Source organism: Streptomyces sp. NBC_00122, assembly GCF_045160845.1.
Classification (GTDB): domain Bacteria; phylum Actinomycetota; class Actinomycetes; order Streptomycetales; family Streptomycetaceae; genus Streptomyces.
Genome location: NZ_CP108191.1, coordinates 6,012,525 through 6,029,495, shown reverse-complemented (window position 1 = coordinate 6,029,495; position 16,971 = coordinate 6,012,525). Strand labels below are relative to the sequence as shown.

The 16,971-nt window shown below is 71.7% G+C and carries 11 protein-coding genes; 6 read left to right on the top strand and 5 right to left on the bottom strand.

Annotated elements, in window-relative coordinates; all coding sequences use genetic code 11:
• Positions 1-230: 230 nt before the first annotated feature.
• The 3 genes from OG737_RS27605 to OG737_RS27595 all read right to left on the bottom strand — a co-directional run bounded on the left by OG737_RS27605 (position 231) and on the right by OG737_RS27595 (position 2,972).
• Positions 231-1,508 carry a tryptophan 2,3-dioxygenase family protein gene (locus OG737_RS27605; RefSeq protein ID WP_405922107.1) on the bottom strand — a complete coding sequence of 426 codons (1,278 nt, stop codon included), beginning with the start codon at positions 1,506-1,508 and terminating at the stop codon, positions 231-233.
• 210 nt (positions 1,509-1,718) lie between these two features.
• Positions 1,719-2,276 carry a DUF4232 domain-containing protein gene (locus OG737_RS27600; RefSeq protein WP_328928918.1) on the bottom strand — a complete coding sequence of 186 codons (558 nt, stop codon included), beginning with the start codon at positions 2,274-2,276 and terminating at the stop codon, positions 1,719-1,721.
• 261 nt (positions 2,277-2,537) lie between these two features.
• Positions 2,538-2,972 carry a hypothetical protein gene (locus tag OG737_RS27595; protein WP_328928917.1) on the bottom strand — a complete coding sequence of 145 codons (435 nt, stop codon included), beginning with the start codon at positions 2,970-2,972 and terminating at the stop codon, positions 2,538-2,540.
• Between the two features lie 348 nt (positions 2,973-3,320).
• On the opposite strand from OG737_RS27595, the gene OG737_RS27590 reads away from it, so the two are divergent.
• Complete coding sequence (locus OG737_RS27590) at positions 3,321-4,088, top strand: hypothetical protein (RefSeq protein WP_405922106.1); 768 nt, start codon at positions 3,321-3,323, stop codon at positions 4,086-4,088.
• 117 nt (positions 4,089-4,205) lie between these two features.
• Here OG737_RS27590 and OG737_RS27585 read toward each other — a convergent pair whose 3' ends face one another.
• On the bottom strand, positions 4,206-4,640 hold the full coding sequence (locus OG737_RS27585) for a hypothetical protein (RefSeq protein ID WP_328928915.1): 435 nt from the start codon (positions 4,638-4,640) through the stop codon (positions 4,206-4,208).
• Between the two features lie 369 nt (positions 4,641-5,009).
• Between OG737_RS27585 and OG737_RS27580 the strand changes: the two genes are divergently transcribed.
• The 5 genes from OG737_RS27580 to OG737_RS27560 all read left to right on the top strand — a co-directional run bounded on the left by OG737_RS27580 (position 5,010) and on the right by OG737_RS27560 (position 15,738).
• On the top strand, positions 5,010-7,364 hold the full coding sequence (locus OG737_RS27580) for an MMPL family transporter (protein WP_405922105.1): 2,355 nt from the start codon (positions 5,010-5,012) through the stop codon (positions 7,362-7,364).
• Positions 7,361-12,049 carry a type I polyketide synthase gene (locus OG737_RS27575; RefSeq protein ID WP_405922104.1) on the top strand — a complete coding sequence of 1,563 codons (4,689 nt, stop codon included), beginning with the start codon at positions 7,361-7,363 and terminating at the stop codon, positions 12,047-12,049. The genes OG737_RS27580 and OG737_RS27575 overlap by 4 nt, the downstream gene beginning before the upstream one ends.
• 11 nt (positions 12,050-12,060) lie before the next feature.
• A complete protein-coding gene (locus tag OG737_RS27570; protein WP_328928914.1) occupies positions 12,061-12,909 on the top strand; it encodes a 4'-phosphopantetheinyl transferase superfamily protein in 849 nt (282 codons plus the stop codon).
• The gene (locus tag OG737_RS27565) at positions 12,881-15,325 is read left to right on the top strand and encodes a SpoIIE family protein phosphatase (protein ID WP_328928913.1); all 2,445 of its coding nucleotides are present in this window, start codon (positions 12,881-12,883) and stop codon (positions 15,323-15,325) included. The genes OG737_RS27570 and OG737_RS27565 overlap by 29 nt, the downstream gene beginning before the upstream one ends.
• A 176-nt stretch (positions 15,326-15,501) precedes the next feature.
• A complete protein-coding gene (locus OG737_RS27560) occupies positions 15,502-15,738 on the top strand; it encodes a response regulator transcription factor (RefSeq protein ID WP_405922103.1) in 237 nt (78 codons plus the stop codon).
• A 10-nt stretch (positions 15,739-15,748) separates the two neighbouring features.
• Here OG737_RS27560 and OG737_RS27555 read toward each other — a convergent pair whose 3' ends face one another.
• On the bottom strand, positions 15,749-16,765 hold the full coding sequence (locus OG737_RS27555; protein WP_328928911.1) for a serine/threonine-protein kinase: 1,017 nt from the start codon (positions 16,763-16,765) through the stop codon (positions 15,749-15,751).
• Between the last annotated feature and the right edge of the window lie 206 nt (positions 16,766-16,971).

Here is a 16,971-nt window from a genome sequence, read left to right as displayed (position 1 = left end):
GCGTGGATCATGGAAACTCCGCTCCCGCGAAATCCGCTCCCGCGAAAAAGGGTGAAGAGATGGCCGGACGAGGCCGTCCTTCACGAGTCGACGCGGGTGGGGCCACCTGCTGTGCGTGAGCCCGTGTCTTGAGTAAGCCTCTGACCTCGATGTCTCGTCATGCCGCGATTTTTCGGGACTTGACAGGCGACAGAGGCCGCGCTGGGCTGCCTCTCCGCGATGGGCACGGCTCACGCATCGCCGAGCACGCGCGCGGCAAGGCCGCGGTGGACCGACTTCCACCGCTGGTGCCTGGCTTCCAGCCGGCTGAGCGCCGCGTCGAGAAGGTCCCACTGCGTCCGGTCGAAGCCCCCTTCGCCCCGGAGGTCGAGATATGCCTGTGTGACGGTGTCGTGGCCGGGATCCTCCGCCTCGGCCCGTAGGGCGGGCGCACTCGTGAAGGCGGCCGAACGCGGGCGCCGGACGGGAGGAACACCGCACAGGCTCGCGAACCGCTCGTACTGCGCGGACTGAATGGCGTCGGCACCCTGGGTGTACTGCCGGAAGGCGGAGAACTGCTCCGCCCGCATCGTGGCGGCAACGCGGAACAGCGCAGCAGCGCGCTCGAACATCGAAACCGCATGCTCTATTCGCTCCGCGGCGTCGTCGAGGCGTCCCGCGCGCAGCGCCCCGATGGCCGCCTTCATGTCTGCCACCGTCGCGGTGAAGAGCATTTCGCGGGTCTGCAGGACGCGGATGAAGAAGTACTCGTCGTGCAGTACGTAGACGGGCTGCACGGTGACGTCGAACCACCGCCAGGCGTCCGTCGCCGGGGGCCGGGGAAGGTGGTTGACGAGGGCCTCCAGCCGGGACGGCGGTGTGTACGCCGCCCGTGACGGCAGGTCGCCGGCGTCCGGCCGGCCGGGTCCCTGCGTCACGAACCGCAGGGCGTGCCGCAACCTGGTGTCCAGCGTCGCCGGATCCGGTCGGCCCCGGCTGGGTCCTTCGCGAGAGCCGCCCGCCGCCTTGATCTCGAAACGAACGACGTCGGACATGAGCATGGTGGACATCCGGTCCGCGCTCGGTCCGCAATGCCGTTCGTCCATGAGGAGCTCCAGGACCGGCAGCGCGAGGTAGGCGCGATTCCGGAAACGCCCCTCGTGTTTGTCGAGCATGCAGTCGAGAAAGGCGGTCAGGAACGGGCGGTCTTCGGCATGCCGATGCCGGACATCGCTCAGCCGGACCAGCATGTGCTCCGGCAGGAAATGCTTTCCTGTCCGTCGCACGTGTGCGGTGAGGGACCGGGCCAGGGAGATGCCGTCGGATTCCACCGGCACCTGATCGGCGGGCGTCCAGCGCTTGAATCCCCGAAGGGTCGACGTACGTGATTCGTCCCGGGGACATCGAATCGTGCTGTTCTCGGAAGTCATCGCCACTCGTCTCCCATGTCGGTGTGCCGCAGTTCGACGCAAGAACGTTTCCGGCCGACGGTCGGCCTCACGTCGGCCGAGCGGGGTACCGGATTCCACTAGGCATGATCGGGAGACCGGACGTCATGTCTCGGGAATTCGTGTCTTGACAGGCGCGAGTGCTTTCGTGGTGCTCCGCTGTGCCGAAGCCGGTGCCGGGGCGCGAAGCCTGAACACGAACGTCGGGCCTCCGCCCCCTACGACCGAGGTGGCGGAGGCCCGACGTCACGGGGAGCCGGATGTACGGGAAAGGGAAACCGGGTCAGGAACTCAGGAGCCGCCGCCGCGGAACGCCGTGGCGCGCACGGTGTTGCCGCAGAGCGCGAACTCCCCACCGTCATCGGGCGCCACCTGGAGCCCGCCCCCTCCCACGCCCAGCACGATCGAGGGTGCGACGGTCGGCTCGGCGCCGGACGCGCAGTACCCCTCGCCCTCACCGAGCACCGGGGTGAAGGAGAGCTGCGTCGAGGCACGGCCGCCGACGGCCAGCGGCACGGCGCGCGCCTGGCCCCGACGGACCACGTTCAGGGGCTTGTTGCGGTCCGGCGATCCCTGACCGGCGAGGGCCACGGTGGGAAACCCCTTCAGGACGCACGCCTTCGGACCGTCGTTGATGACGGTGATCCGCACCTGGCTGACGCCGATCCGTTGCGCGCTGTCCGCGATGAGCTGCTTGCTCGAACAGGGGGCGGCGGGCGCCCGTTGCCCGGCCGTCTCCTGCGCCGCGGCTCCCGGACCGGCTGCCAGCAACAGGCCGCACGTCACGGCGCCCGCCACGAGCCAATGGGTCGGGGCGCCGGCCACGCGGCCTTGTGTTGTGCCCTTCATGGGGTCTCCTCACGGTTCGCAGGACGCCCGCTCACCCCGGCCGCGCACCCCGCTCCCCCTCGGCCGCATCCTCCCTCAGCGTCGCACCGCCCCGGACCAACGGCACGCGTAGCGCTCTGACCTGGCCATGTCCCGGGGCGAGCCGCCGCCGCGCACCGCGGACGCCGGAGAGGCTGCGGGCCTCTCCGGCGTCTGCGGTATGGGGTGGCGGCTCGCCCCGGGACGGACTCCCGGAGGCTGGAGGCAGGGGGCTGTCAGCCCTCACTTGCCGAGCTTCGCCTTCAGGTCCTGCTTGAGCTGCTTCTTGAGCTGGCCCTTGTTGACCTTGTTCACGGTGCCGCCGGTGCCGGTGCCGTCACCGCCCACGGACGTGGCGTCGCCCAGGTTGGTGGCGTCGGCGCTGGCGTTGCCGCCGGTGGCGTTGCCGGTGGTGATCACGCACTTGCCCTTGCAGCTGCCGACACCGGAGTTCGCGGCGCCGCCAGTGGCCGTACCACCGACCGTGGTGTTCTCCGCGTTGGAGTCACCGCCGGTACCGACGCCGTCGGCGCTGTCGCCGTGGGCGAGGGAGACGGCCTGCTGCGGGACGGCGGCCGGGGCGGCCATCGCGGTCGCAGGCAGGGCGATACCGCCACCCACCAGCGCCAGGGAAGCACCGGCCAGAACGACACGACGGGTCGAGAAACGCTCGAACATGGGAATTCTCCATTCAATATCAAAAAGAGTCTGCAAACCGCCCCGCGGAACGAGCCGGGAACAATTTCTTCGACCTCGGGTTCTCCGGGAGTTCCCCGGTGAGGGCGTACTTCAAATAAACCCTGCGAGGGAACGCACGTCACGCCACTTGAATACGGGACTTGACGTCGAGAATCGATCTTGGTAGTTGACTGCCGCCGCAGCGGTGAAGACCGGGAAGGGCGCGTGAACACGCCGCACTTCGCCAGATCCTGCTCGCGACATGATCCGCACGATAACGTCGGGCCCCGCATAGCCGCCCGATTTGCCACAGGCGGAGACCTCATACACGAATCCCGGAGAATTCCGATGAACGAGCGTTCCTGGACCCGTCGTATCGTGCTGGCCGCGGCATCCGTGGCACTGGCCGGCGGCGTGGCGCTGCCGACGACCGCGATGGCCGCACCGGCGGCCCCGCAGTACGGCTACGGCAGCATCAACAGCGCCGCGGCGTACAGCGCCCCCGGCGTGTGCGAGGGCCTCTGCCACGGCACCACCAACACCGGCACGGGCGACGGCGCCTCCGGCGCGTGCAAGGGCCTCTGCCACGACAGCACCAACACCGCGGTGGGCGACGGCGCCTCCGGCGCGTGCGAGGGCCTGTGCGGCGGCAGCACCAACACCACTGTGGGGGCGGGTGCGTTCAACGAGTGCACGGGCCTCTGCGACACCAGCACCAACACCTCCGTGGGTGACGGCGCCTTCAACGCGTGCAGCGGCCTTTGCCACGACAGCGTCAACACCACCTGGAGCGGCGAGGTTCTGAGCGGTGACGTCGTGAGCGGCGGCCGCTCCGCCTCCGTGACCTCGGTCGGACAAGGCGCGCATGCCCGAGGCGCCAAGAACAGGGGCAACGGCGGTTCCGCCAGCGCCGTCAGCGGCAACGCCAACGCCGAGAACACCACCGTCGGAGGAACCGCCACCAGCGGCTCCGCCACCTCCGGCGGCGTCGGCACCTGCATCGGCAGGTGCACGATCGTCACGGGTGCCGCGACGAGCGGCAATGCCAGCGCCGACGCCACCAACACCGGCGACGCCACCGCCTCGAGCGGTGACGCGACGGCCACGGGCTCCTAATCCTGGATCACCCCAGTACGTGACGGACGCCGGAGAGGCCGTGGGCCTCTCCGGCGTCTGCTGTGCGGTGCGGCGGACCGGGACGCGCTCCCGGGGCTGCGGGGCTGTCAGTGGCCCTCAATTGGCAAGCTTGGCCTTGAGGTTCTGCAGGATCTGGTTCTTGATGACCTGCGTGTCGACCTTGCTCACGGTGCCGCCCGTGCCGGTGCCGTTACCTCCCACGGACGTGGCGTCGCCCAGGTTGGTGGCATCGGCGCTGGCGTTGCCGCCCTTGGCGCTACCGGTGCTGATATCGCACTTGCCCCCGCACTCGCCGACACCGGAGTTCGCGGCGCCGCCGGTGGCCTCACCGCCGACCGTGGTGTTCTCGGCGTTGGAGTCACCGCCGGTACCGATGCCGTCGGCGCTGTCGCCATGGGCGAGGGAGACGGCCTGCTGCGGGGCGGCGGCCGGAGCGGCCATCGCGGTCGCAGGCAGGGCGATACCGCCACCCAGCAGCGCCAGGGAAGCTCCGGCCAGAACGACACGACGGGTCGAGAAGAGCTCGAACATGGGAATTCTCCATTCGGTGTAAAAAAGAGGGGTTGCATTCCGCCCGGGGAAACGGGTCGGGATGATATTTCGACCTCATTTCCTCCGGGAATTCCCCGGTGAGGGCGCACTTCAAATAAACCCTGCCGGGGGACGTGCGTCACGCCACTTCAACACGTGGCTTGACGCAGAAAATGAATCTTGGTAAAAGCTGGGCTTCTTCGACCGGCGGAGGCCGGTGCACCCTGCCCGCGCCCCGACCCGCCCCATCGGCTCCTGTCAAGTGACGAGTAGCCGGGACTGGGGCTACGTCCCTCCTCCGGGCCACGGTGGCAATCGACCTTCCTGCGCAAGAGCAGGAGCGATACGCCATCCGCATCGGAGGCCCTGATGTCCCGTCGTGCACGGGGACGCTTCGTCACCGGCCGTCCCCGCCTCGTGCTACTCGCCGCGCTCGTCTTCCTCCTGCTGTCCGCCGTGTTCGGTGCGGACGCGACCGGCCGTCTGAAGACGCAGGGATACGACGATCCGCGGTCCGAGTCCAGCCGTGCCGCCCGTGTGGCGGCCGAGCACCTGGGAGCGTCCCCCAACCTGGTCGTCGTCGCACAGGCCCGCAGCGGTTCCGTCGACGGCCCGGCAGCCCGGGATGCGGGCGAGGACCTGACCAGACGCCTCGCCGCCCAGCCGCATGTGAGCGCCGTGACCTCGTACTGGACCTCCGACGCCGCGGAGCTGCGCAGCCGGGACGGCCATGCGGCCATGCTGGTCGCACACGTGGACGGTGAGGGCGAGCAGCTCGGAACGCGCGTCAAGCAGCTGAGCGAGGAGCTGACCACCCCGACGGCTGCCACGACGGAGCTGACCGTGCGTGTGGGAGGGGCGGCGCTCGTCGACGCCGAGCTCCAGGACATCTCGGAGTCCGACCTGAAGCGGGCCGAGGCCGTCGTCCTGCCGGGAACCCTGATCCTGCTGGTCCTGGTGTTCGGCAGTGTGGTGGCCGCCGCGCTGCCCCTGCTGATCGGGGTTCTGGCCGTCGCCGGAACGCTGCTGGTCCTGAGCGTTCTCGGCGCCGTCACCGATGTGTCCGTGTTCGCGCTGAACCTCACGACGGCGCTTGGCCTGGGGCTGGGCATCGACTACGGGCTGCTGATCGTCTCGCGGTTCCGTGAGGAGCTCGCCAAGGGATGCAGGCCGCGCAACGCCGCCATCCGGACCGTCCGCAGCGCGGGCCACACGATCGCCTTCAGTGCCGCGACGGTCTGCGCCGCGCTCGCGACGCTGCTCGTCTTCCCGCCGTACTTCCTGCGCTCCTTCGCCTACGCGGGCATCGCCGTCGTGGCGATCGCGGCGGTGAGCGCCGTGACCGTACTGCCGGCCCTGCTCACGCTGCTCGGAAAGCGGGTCAACGCCTGGCCCGTGCCGTGGCGCCGCCGGGCCCACGCCGGCTCGCGGTCGCGCCTGTGGGAAGGGCTGGCGCGGTTCGTCGTACGCCGCCCGCTGATCGCGGCGCTGCCCGTGATCGGCCTGCTGCTGGTGCTCGCCGCGCCCTTCGCGCACGCCGGCTTCGCCACCCCCGACGACCGGGCGCTGCCGGTGAGCGCGTCCAGCCGTCAGACCGGCGACCTGCTGCGCGACGCGTTCGAGATGAAGGGTTCCAGCGCGCTCACGGTCGTCACCACGGGTACGACGGCGTCCCCGTCGGCGCAGGAGGACTACGCCCGCCGGCTGTCCGCGCTCCCCCAGGTCGCCCAGGTCGTGGGGCCCGGCAGCAGCTTCCGGAACGGAGAGAAGGCAGTGCTCTCCGGCGGCGGATCCATGGCCGGGCCCGCCGGCACCGGCCAGGTCCCGCTCTCCGTGGTGCCGCTGGCCGACCCCCGCTCGCGCGCGGCCCAGCAGCTCGTGCACGACATCCGGGCGACTCCCGCCCCGGCGGGCACCGACGTCCTCGTCGGCGGACAGAGCGCGGTACTGGTGGACGCCAAGGACACGGTGGGAGACCGGATCCCGCTGGCGCTCACCCTGATCACCGTCACCACGTTCGTTCTGCTGTTCGGCTTCACGCGCAGCCTGCTCCTGCCGCTGAAGGCGATCGCGCTGAACGCCCTGGGCCTCGCGGCCGTCCTCGGTGCCATGGTGTGGATCTTCCAGATGGGCCATCTGCACCACCTGCTCGATTTCACGCCCGGACCGCTCAGTACGACGATGCCGGTGCTGCTGTTCTGCATCGTCTTCGGGCTCTCGGTGGACTACGAGGTGTTCGTCCTCGCGCGGATCAAGGAGGCGCACGACGCCGGGCAGGACAACGCCCGCTCGATCGTCTCGGGCCTCGCCCACACGGGCGGCATCGTCTCGACCGCCGGTGCCCTGCTCGCGTTCACCCTCCTGAGCTTCGGCACCTCCCAGGTCTCCCTGCTGCAGTTCTTCGGGATCGGCGCGGGCCTCGGAGTCGTCCTCGACGCCACGCTCGTACGGGGCGTCCTCGTACCGGCGCTCATGCGCCTGGCGGGTGGCCTGAACTGGTGGGCGCCGCGGCTGCCGAGGCTCAAGGTGCCGCGCCCGGCGACCCGTCCTCCCCCGGCCGTCCCTCCGGACCCCGTCCGGAGAGACCCCCGGCAGCACCCCTCCGTCCCCACCTATTTCCATCCCCCGACCCCGCGCGCCGCCGACCACCAGGGCGCCTGCCCCGTCCCCGCGCCCCGGCTGCTTCCCGCCCGGGCCATCGCGACCAAGGAAGACTCCTCATGACCGACATCGCCATCACCGGACTCGGCTGCCGCTTCCCCGGCGCCCCCGACATCCGCGCCTACTGGAACCTCCTGCTGAGCGGAGAACGGCAGTTCTCCTCCGTCCCGGCGGCACGCTGGAACCACGAGCCCTTCCACGAGCCCGGCAACACGTCGGCCCCCCATGCCTCGTACACCGACCAGGTCGCCTTCCTGGACGACGTGGACCGCTTCGACGCCGTGCACTACGGGGTGCCGCCCTCCCGCGCCCAGGCCATGGACCCGCAGCACCGGCTGATGCTCGACGTCGCCCGCGAGGCCCTCGACGACGCGGGGCTGGGCCGCGGCGACTTCGACCGGGAGAACACCGGGGTCTTCCTCGGGATTTCGGTGTCCGACTACAAGGACCTCATGGCGGCCCCCCTCCGGGCCATGGCCCTGGCCGAGGAGTCGCAGGCGGCGGACCACCCCGGCAGCCTGGACGCCGTCAAGGAGCAGGCGGAGCGGTTCGGCCCCCTCCATGCCTTCAGCCTGCCCGGGAGCCTCCTCAACATGGCGTCCGGCACCGTCAGCCGCCAGTTCGACCTCGGCGGCCCCAGCTTCGCCGTCGACGCCGCCTGTTCCGGCTCCCTGGTCGCCCTCGACCAGGCGATCGCACAGTTGCGCCAAGGCACCTGCCGGATCGCCGTCGTGGGCGGCGTGTACCTCAACCTCACCCCCGACAGCCTGGTCGGCTTCTCCAGGCTCCGCGCGCTGTCCGCCACCGGGGTGTGCCGTCCGTTCGACGAAGGGGCCGACGGCTTCGTCCTCGGCGAAGGCGCCGGTGCCGTCGTCATACGGCCGCTCGCCGACGCACTCGCCGACGGCGACCGCGTCTACGCGGTGATCAAGGGCATCGGCTCGGCCAACGACGGCGCGTCTCCCGGACCGCTGGCACCCACTGCCGAAGGCCAGCTGCGCGCCATGCGCCGCGCGTACGACAACGCCGGTGTCGCCCCTTCCTCCGTGGCCTTCCTGGAGGCCCACGGCACCGGCACCACCGTCGGCGACCGCGCCGAGGTGGAGGCGCTGCGCCGACTGCGCACCGAGTACCCCGACGACGACCCCTCTCTGTGCTACCTCGCCGCCGGCAAGGCCCTCATCGGGCACTCCCTGTCCGCGGCGGGCATCGCGGGACTGATCAAGACGGCCCTGGTCGTCCACCACGACACGATCGTGCCGCAGCCGGAAACGACCCCGCATGCGGACCTGGGCGTCTGCGCCGCGGGCCTGCGGTTCGCCGACACCGCGCGGCCCTGGCCGAGCGGGAGCGCCCCGCGGCGTGCCGCCGTCAGCTCGTTCGGGTTCGGCGGCACGAACGTCCACGTGGTTCTGGAGGAGCGGCCCGCCGCCCCGGCCCCCGCCGGCATCCCGGTACGCCCCCAGGGCGCCGGGCCTCAGCTCGTCCTGCTCTCCGCCGGCAACCCTCAGCTGCTGGACCGGTACATGGGCGACGTACTCGACACCGTGGACGTCGCACCCCGCCCGCCGCTCGCGGCACTGGCCCATACGCTGGGCGCGCGCGTGCCGCTGACGACCCGGCTCGCGATCGTGGCCACCGGCACCGACGAGTTCATCCAGCGGCTGCGCCGCGCCCGCCGACAGCTCGCCGACGGTGCCAGGGGCGATCTCGGTGACGGCGCCTTCGCCGCCGACACCCCCCTGCCGGCCGCGCAGCGCCGCATCACCTTCCTCTTCCCCGGTCAGGGCAGTCAGCGGCCGGGCATGATGCGGGACCTGTACGAGAGGTCCACCGGCTTCCGGGCAACCGTCGACGCCCTGGGCGCCGTGGCCCGGCGGGAGGCCGGCTTCGACCTCACCGATCTGCTGTACGGCGAGGCCGCGACCACCCGCGGCGACGCCGAGGAGCTGAGGGAGCGGCTCGCCGCCACCGATGTGTGCCAGCCCCTGCTCGGTACCGTCCAGCTGGCCGCCACCCGTCTCCTCGCCGACTGCGGAGTCACCGCCGACCTCACCCTCGGCCACAGTCTCGGAGAGTTCGCCGCGGCCGCGGCGGCCGGAGCGCTCACCGCCGAGGACACCGTCCGGCTGCTCGTCCACCGGGGCGCGGCCCTCCGGCAGGCCGAGACGGGCCTGCGGGGCGGGATGCTCGCCGTACAGAGCGACAAGGAGACCTGCCGCAGGCTCAGCAACGGCATCGACGACGTGTGGCTCGCCTGCTTCAACCAGCCGCGCCAGGTCGTGGTGAGCGGCACGCCGCGAGGACTCGCCGCCATGCGGCAGGCCTGCGCCGAGGCCGGGATCGTCACGGTGGCGCTGGAGGTGTCGAACGCCTTCCACTCGCCGCGCCTGGCCTCCGCCGACGAAGCCATGCGCGCGGACCTCGCCGACCTCCCCGTCCGCAGCCCCGTCCTGCCGTTCGTCTCGTCCGTGAACGCGGCGGTCTGCACCGACCCCGAACGGCTTCGCCGGCTGTGGGCCCGTCACGCGTCCACGCCGGTCCACTTCGACGGTGCCGTCCGTACCGCCTACGACGAGGGGGCCCGCGTCTTCCTCCAGGTGACCGGCGGCAACTCGCTCCTCACCTCGGTCCGCCGCAACCTCGCCGGTCACGACGACGTCCACGTCGTCGCCGCCGCGGGGGTGGCGCCGGACGACGGACACGGTTTCGTCCGCGCGCTCGCACGGCTCGCGGTCCTGGGCGCCCCGGTCGACCCGCGCGCTCTGGTTCCCGAGGAAGACCGACGTCTGATCGACCTGCCGGTGGCGAGGCTCGACGCCCAGTCCTACTGGGTGCGGGCCGGGCGCCCCGCGAAGCAGGACGCCCCCGCCGCCGACCTCCCGCCCCAGCCCCAGCCCGTACCGCATCAGGAGACCCCGATGGACCACCCGACGAACGAACGGACGGCCGACCCGGTGAACGACGCCATGAGCGAACTGCTCCAGCTGGTTCAGCAGCAGGTCAGCCTGCTCACCCACCTCGGCAGGGCGCTCACCGCACAGCCTGCCGCCGACGTCGGCCCGCCCGCTCCTCCGGCCCCGGCCCCGGCCGCCGAGGCGCTTTCGCCGACCGGGGGCATCGACGAGGTCACGGACCAGGTCACGGACGGGGTCACGGACGAGGTCACCGACACGGTGCTGGCGCGGGTAGCCCGGATCAGCGCGTTTCCCGTGAGTCATCTGCGCGACGACCAGCTGCTGATCGACGATCTCGGTTTCGACTCGCTGATGCTGACCGACCTGTTCACCTCCCTCACGCGGCAGTGGCCGCGGTGGACGTTCGACGAAAGGGCCGCTGACCGGCCGACCGTCGGGAGCATCGCCGCGATGATCGCGAGCGCCTACGCGGGCACGGCACCGGCGGCGTTCCCCGGCCAGCGCGCCGTGCACGGCGGCGAAGCCCCGCCGGCGCCGCCCGCCGACCCGCCCACGGACCGGTCCGCGCCCGACGCCTCCGCCACCGCCACCGCCACCGCCCCGCTCCCCGAGGAGCACACGCGGATCGACCGCTTCCCGGAGGTCACCGCCCACGACGAGCGCATCGCCGCGTTCGCCCGGACGGGGCTGCCCAATCCGTACTTCCTCGTCCACGAGGGCGGCATGACGGACAAGACGGTCATCGACGGCCGGGAGCTGCTCTCCTTCTCCAGCTACAACTACCTGGGCATGGCCACGCACCCCCGGGTGAGCGAGGCCGCCAAGGAGGCGATCGAACGCTGCGGCACCTCGGTGTCCGCCAGCCGGCTGCTGTCCGGCAGCCGTCCGCTCCACCTGGAACTGGAGACGGAACTCGCCGCCCTGCTCGGATGCGAAGACGCGATCACTCTGACCAACGGGCACGCCACCAACGTCAGCGTGATCGGGCACCTCGTCGGAGCGGGGGACCTCGTCATCCACGACTCCCTCGCCCACGACAGCATCCTGCAAGGCTGCAAGCTCTCCGGCGCGACCCGGCGGCCGTTCCCCCACAACGACGCGGCCGCCCTCGACGCCGTCCTCGGGCAGGTCCGCGACCAGTACCGGCGCGTGCTCGTCGTCATCGAAGGCGTGTACAGCATGGACGGCGGGATCGCCGATCTGCCCGCCCTCGTAGAGGTCAAGCGCCGGCACGGCGCGCTGCTGATGATCGACGAGGCGCACAGCATCGGAACCATCGGCGCGACGGGGCGCGGAATCGGCGAGCACTTCGGCGTCGACCGGGCAGCCGTCGACCTGTGGTCGGGCACCCTGTCCAAGGCGCTGGCGAGCTGCGGTGGCTACGTCGCCGGGACGCGCTCGGTCGTCCAGTACCTGCGCTACACCGTTCCGGCCTTCGTCTACAGCGCCGGCATGACCCCGGCCGACACGGCCGCATCGCTGGCCGCCCTGCGGCTGCTGCGGGCCGAGCCGCAGCGCGTGGCCCGTCTTTCGGAGAACGCCGCACTGTTCGTCCGCCTCGCGCGGGACGCGGACATCGACATCGGCGACAGTCACGACACGCCGATCGTCCCGTGCATCGTCGGGGACTCGCTGCGGACCCTCCGGCTGGCGGAGGCCCTGTTCCAGCAGGGCATCAGCGTCAACCCCATCCTCTACCCGGCCGTACCGGAGGAGCTGGCCCGGCTGCGCTTCTTCGTCACCTGCGACCACACGCCCGACCAGATCCGTCAGGCGGTGACCGCGCTGGAGCACGAACTGCGGCAGCCGGCCACGGCCGCCGTCGCCTGACCCCCGCCGCCATGCCCACCACATTCCGGTCGATCGCGCCGGGTCGGATCCACCGATGGGGCGGAGCCGGCCTCGTCGTGGCCCGGCGCGCGGACCTCCACGGGGCACCGCCTCTCACGCGGGCCGAACAGCGCGTGGTCCGCGCGCTGCCGGCCTGGCGGCAGGCCGAGTGGCTGGCCGGCCGCCTGCTCGCCAAGCGCCTGGTCGGCGAGGTCGTCGGAGCGCCGGGGAACGAAGTCGAGGTCCTTCCGCGTGCCGACGGCAGCCCGTACGTCGTCGTCGGCGGCAGCCCGATGCCCGCCCTGCACGTCTCCGTCAGCCACACCGCCCGCCATGTCGCCGCGGCCCTCGCACCGGAACCGGCCGGTGTGGACCTGTGCGAGACCGGCTCGGCCGCCGCGGTACGCCGCGTCGCGGACCGCGTCCTGTCCCCCGAGGAGCTCTCCCTCATCGGCACGGACCGGCCCGAGGCCATGGCCGGTGCCTGGGCCCTGAAGGAAGCCGCGGTCAAGGCCGACCGGACCGGCATCTTCAGCGCCGCTCCGCGCCGCATCGTGATCCTCGGCCTTCGGCCGCCCGCACTCAGCGGCCGGCGCCGCGCGATGGTGTGGCGGGCGGGGGACACGGTCCTCGCCCTCGTCCTGGCGCATCCGGCCACGCCACCGGGCGTCCCGGCAGCCTCCTCCTCGGGTCCGGCCGGCTGTGCGCCCCGTGACCGGACTGCGTTGGTGCTCCTTGCCCCGCCGGATCATGCTTGTCAGTGGAGCCCCTGGCCGTACAGGTTCCCGTGGGACAGCGGGCAAGGAACTAGCGAGGGCGAGATGAGCGGCGATGGAGCGACTTCCCACCTCTCCTGGTGAGCGGCCGGCGCAGTCGAGCGCCTCCCACGGGTCGGCGTACACGGCCACGGCCACCATCAGCGAGCAGGGTGTCGTGACCGAGTGGAGCGAGGAAGCCCGTCGACTGCTCGGCTACGTACCCTCCGAGGTCGTGGGGCTGTCCGCCGCCCAGCTGCTCGCCGATGACGTCGGCGATACGGCGCGGCGGATCCCGCCCGAGCAGCAACGGTGGAGCGGGACCGTGGCGCTGCGGCACCGGGACGGACGTCGGCTGGAACTGGGACTGCTCGCGCACCGCTGGACGTCCACCGGCGGGAGCGCCAAGTGGTTCGTGGTGTCCGCCGTGACCGGTGGGGAGTCCCGCACGTCCTGGGAGGATCCGCTGAACGAGTGGGCGTTCACCCAGTCCCCCTGCTTCCTGGCGGTCTTCGACGAGGACCTGCGGCTGGTGCGGGCGAATGCTGGCGTGGAGCGCACGCTGTCCCTCACCGAGGCCGGGATGCGCGGGCTGCGCCTGCCGGAGATCGCGCCGGATCCCACCAGCGACGAGACCGAACGGAAGATGCGCCTGGTGCTGGAGACCGGTGAGCCCCAGTCCGTGGACGCCTTCGTCCGCCCCACGGGTGCGGGCGCGGAGCGCAGCTGGACGACGTCGCTGGCCCCTTTGCGGGACCCGGACGGCCGGGTACGCGCCGTGTGCCTGGCCGCGCACGACAGGACCGGGATCGAGGTCGACCGGCAGCAGATGCTCCTGCCGGACGCCGTCGGCGCCGTCGGCGCCATCGGCACCACCATCGACAGCGCCCGCACCGCGCAGGAGCTGGCGGACGCCGCCGTCCCCCGGCTCGCCGACTTCGCGGTCGTGGACCTGCTGGAACCTCCCCCGCGCGGCGACGCGCCGTCATCCGGTCCGGTGGCCGGTCCGGTAACCGTGCGCCGTACCGCTGTGCGGCCGGTCCTCGTGGGAGGCGCGGAATCCCCGGTCCCGGTCGGAGGGACGGTTGTCTATCCGCCGCTGTCGCCTCCCGCCGAGTGTCTGGCCGCAGGCCGTGGCGCCGTGTACGGGACGGCCGACGCGGCCGTCGCCCGGTGGCTGAGCGAGGACCCCGGGGCTGCCTGGATCGGCGAGAACGGCACCCACTCGATCGTCGTGGTGCCGCTGCGTGCCGGGGGTGCCACTCTCGGCCTGGCCGTCTTCGGCCGTCACGAGCGCCCGGAGCCCTTCCAGCCGGAGGACCTGCGGCTGGCCGAGGAGATCGCCACCAGAGCCGCCGGCGGCATGCACACCGCGTACCGGTACAACCGGGAGCACACCAACACCATGACGCTGCAGCGCAGCCTGCTCCCGCAGACGCTGCCCGATCATGCGGCACTCGAGATCGCCTCCCGCTACCTGCCCGCCGGTGGCCAGGCCGGCGTGGGCGGCGACTGGTTCGACGTGATCCCGCTGTCCGGCGCGCGGGTGGCCCTGGTCGTGGGCGATGTCGTCGGCCACGGCATCCGTGCCGCCGCCACCATGGGCCGGCTGCGCACCGCGGTCCGTACCCTGGCCGACGTCGACCTGCCGCCCGACGAGCTGCTCACCCACCTCGACGACCTCGTCATCCACCTCTCCGCCGACGAGGCGGACCAGGAAGCAGCCGGGGAAGCCGCCGCCTTGGGCATCGGCACCACCTGCCTGTACGTGGTCTACGACCCGGTCACCCGCCGCTGCACCGTCGCCCGGGCCGGCCACCCCCCGCCCGCCGTGGTCTCCCCGGAAGGTTCCGTCTACCTCCTCGACGTCCCGGCAGGCCCGCCGCTGGGCCTGGGGGGCCTGCCCTTCGAGACCGTCGACGTCGAGCTTCCCGAGGGCAGCGTCCTCGCCCTGTACACCGATGGCCTGCTCCAACTCCGCGACCACGACATCGACGACGCCCTGGACAGCATGTTCGTAGCCCTCAGCCAGCCCGCCTCCACGCTGGAGACGGTCTGCGACCGTGTGCTGACAGCTCTGCTGAGCCACCCTCCCGACGACGACGTCGCCCTCCTCGTCGCCCGGACGCGGGCCCTCCATTCCGACCGGGTCGTCGTCCTGGACCTGTCCTCCGACCCCTCCGTCGTCGCCCAAGCCCGTCGGCACGCGAGCGACCAGCTGACGGCGTGGGGGCTCGAAGAGGCCTCGTTCGTCACCGAGCTCCTGGTCAGCGAACTGGTCACCAATGCCATCCGGTACGGCCAGCCGCCCATCCAGCTGCGGCTGATCCACGAGAAATCCACCCTGATCTGCGAAGTCTCCGACGCGAGCAATTCCGCCCCGCACATGCGGCGTGCGCGGATCTTCGACGAGGGAGGGCGGGGGCTGCTGCTGGTCGCCCAGCTCGCCCAGCGCTGGGGCACCCGGCACGCCCCCATCGGCAAGACCATCTGGGCCGAGCAGTCCCTCGTCGGGTACTGAGGCTCCGGTTGCAGGAAGACGTTCCCTGTGACGCGCCTGTGACAGTCGGCGGACACGGTCATGAAGTCGCGCGGCCAAGCTTTTCAACAAGGGCAAAACCGACATTTAGGCACATGCCCCCCTGCTTTCAAGGGTGCGAGCAGTGATGACCGATCCGACCCGTCGGAGGGAATCTCATGAGCCTCGCACTCGCCACGCCGCACACCGAAGCCCCTGCGCCCACCCCCTCACTCGCCCCGCGCGAGCAGGAGGCACTGCGCCACATCGCCGCCGGGTGCACCTACCTGCAGACGGCCCGCCAGATGGGGCTCTCCAAGCACACGGTCGACGCCTACCTCCGCCGCATCCGGGCCAAGCTGGGCATCAACAACACGGCGGAACTGACCCGGCTGGCCGTCTCCCTGGGCCTGTGAGCGCGGTGCCCTACGGCCCGCCGGACGGGCCGCGGAAGACCGGCAGGGCCCAGGCCGGAGGCTCCGGTGGCGGTACGAGGGTCTCCGATGCCCCGGGAGGCCGGGGATCCACCCGGGCCGGCTGATCAGCACGCTCGCCGACGCCGCCCCCGGTGGCGGCGCGCAGGGCCGCCACGAATTCCAGGCAGGATCCGTACCGGTCCTCGGGGACCTTCGCCAGGGCCTTCGCCAGGACCTCGGAGGCGGCGGGTTCGATCTCCGGTCGCTTCTCGGTCAGGGGCGGCGGCGGGTCGTACTGATGCGCCCACAGCAGAGCCGCAGCGTCCCCGTCACGCTCGAAGGGCGGCCCGCCGGCCAGTGTTTCGTACACGACACAGGCGAGGCTGTAGAGATCGCACCTGCCGTCCACCGGCCTGCCGGAGATCTGTTCCGGCGCCATGTAGTCGAGCGTGCCGACGAATTCCCCCGCGGTGGTGAACCCGCTCAGCGACAGCGACTTCTTCGTCAGTCCGAAGTCCGTGAGATAGACGTGCTCGGGGTGCTCGCTGTCGGTTCCCGCGGCGACCAGGATGTTGCCGGGCTTGACGTCGCGGTGCACCAGATCGTGCTCATGGGCCGCGTCGAGTGCCGATGCCACCTGGGCGGCGATACGCAGGGCGGTCGGAACGGGGAGCGGCCCCTCCCGGTCCAGCAGGACCCGCAGGTCCGGACCGGGGACGTAGCGCATGGCGATGTACAGGACGCCTTCGGTCTCACCCGCTTCGAAGATCGGCACGATGTGCGGGTGGTCGATCGAAGCGGCCACCCGCGATTCGTGGGTGAAGCGGCGTCGGAAGGTGTCGTCGCGGGCGCGCTCGGGGGCGATCAGCTTCAGCGCGACCGTACGGTCCAGGCGCAGGTCCTTCGCGCAGTAGACGACGGCCATGCCACCGCGGCCCAGCAGCCGCTCGACCCGGTAGCCGGCGATCTGCTTCCCGATCAGGCCGGAGGCCCGGCCCGTGTACGCGCTCAGGTTCGATGCCGTCATCAGGCACCCCCCTCACCCGGCCGGCCCGGCGACACCTCGGCGCCGCTGCCGTGCCCCTGGGCAAAGGTGCCGATCATGCCGACCCCGTCCTCTATGGTCCGCGGCCGGCCCCCGCACGCGGAACCGCTTCGACGCGATGGCGCCGACTCGGACACGCGGTCGACGCGACAGGCCGCCTTTCCTTCTCTGAAAGTCTATCCAGGATC

What these genes read in the sequence shown, in the direction of transcription:
- OG737_RS27580 (WP_405922105.1), top strand. Translation starts at nt 5,010, where the DNA reads ATGTCCCGTCGTGCACGGGGACGCTTCGTCACCGGCCGTCCCCGCCTC.
- OG737_RS27575 (WP_405922104.1), top strand. Translation starts at nt 7,361, where the DNA reads ATGACCGACATCGCCATCACCGGACTCGGCTGCCGCTTCCCCGGCGCC.
- OG737_RS27585 (WP_328928915.1), bottom strand. Translation starts at nt 4,640, where the DNA reads ATGTTCGAGCTCTTCTCGACCCGTCGTGTCGTTCTGGCCGGAGCTTCC.
- OG737_RS27595 (WP_328928917.1), bottom strand. Translation starts at nt 2,972, where the DNA reads ATGTTCGAGCGTTTCTCGACCCGTCGTGTCGTTCTGGCCGGTGCTTCC.
- OG737_RS27560 (WP_405922103.1), top strand. Translation starts at nt 15,502, where the DNA reads ATGAGCCTCGCACTCGCCACGCCGCACACCGAAGCCCCTGCGCCCACC.
- OG737_RS27570 (WP_328928914.1), top strand. Translation starts at nt 12,061, where the DNA reads ATGCCCACCACATTCCGGTCGATCGCGCCGGGTCGGATCCACCGATGG.
- OG737_RS27590 (WP_405922106.1), top strand. Translation starts at nt 3,321, where the DNA reads ATGAACGAGCGTTCCTGGACCCGTCGTATCGTGCTGGCCGCGGCATCC.
- OG737_RS27565 (WP_328928913.1), top strand. Translation starts at nt 12,881, where the DNA reads ATGGAGCGACTTCCCACCTCTCCTGGTGAGCGGCCGGCGCAGTCGAGC.
- OG737_RS27600 (WP_328928918.1), bottom strand. Translation starts at nt 2,276, where the DNA reads ATGAAGGGCACAACACAAGGCCGCGTGGCCGGCGCCCCGACCCATTGG.
- OG737_RS27555 (WP_328928911.1), bottom strand. Translation starts at nt 16,765, where the DNA reads ATGACGGCATCGAACCTGAGCGCGTACACGGGCCGGGCCTCCGGCCTG.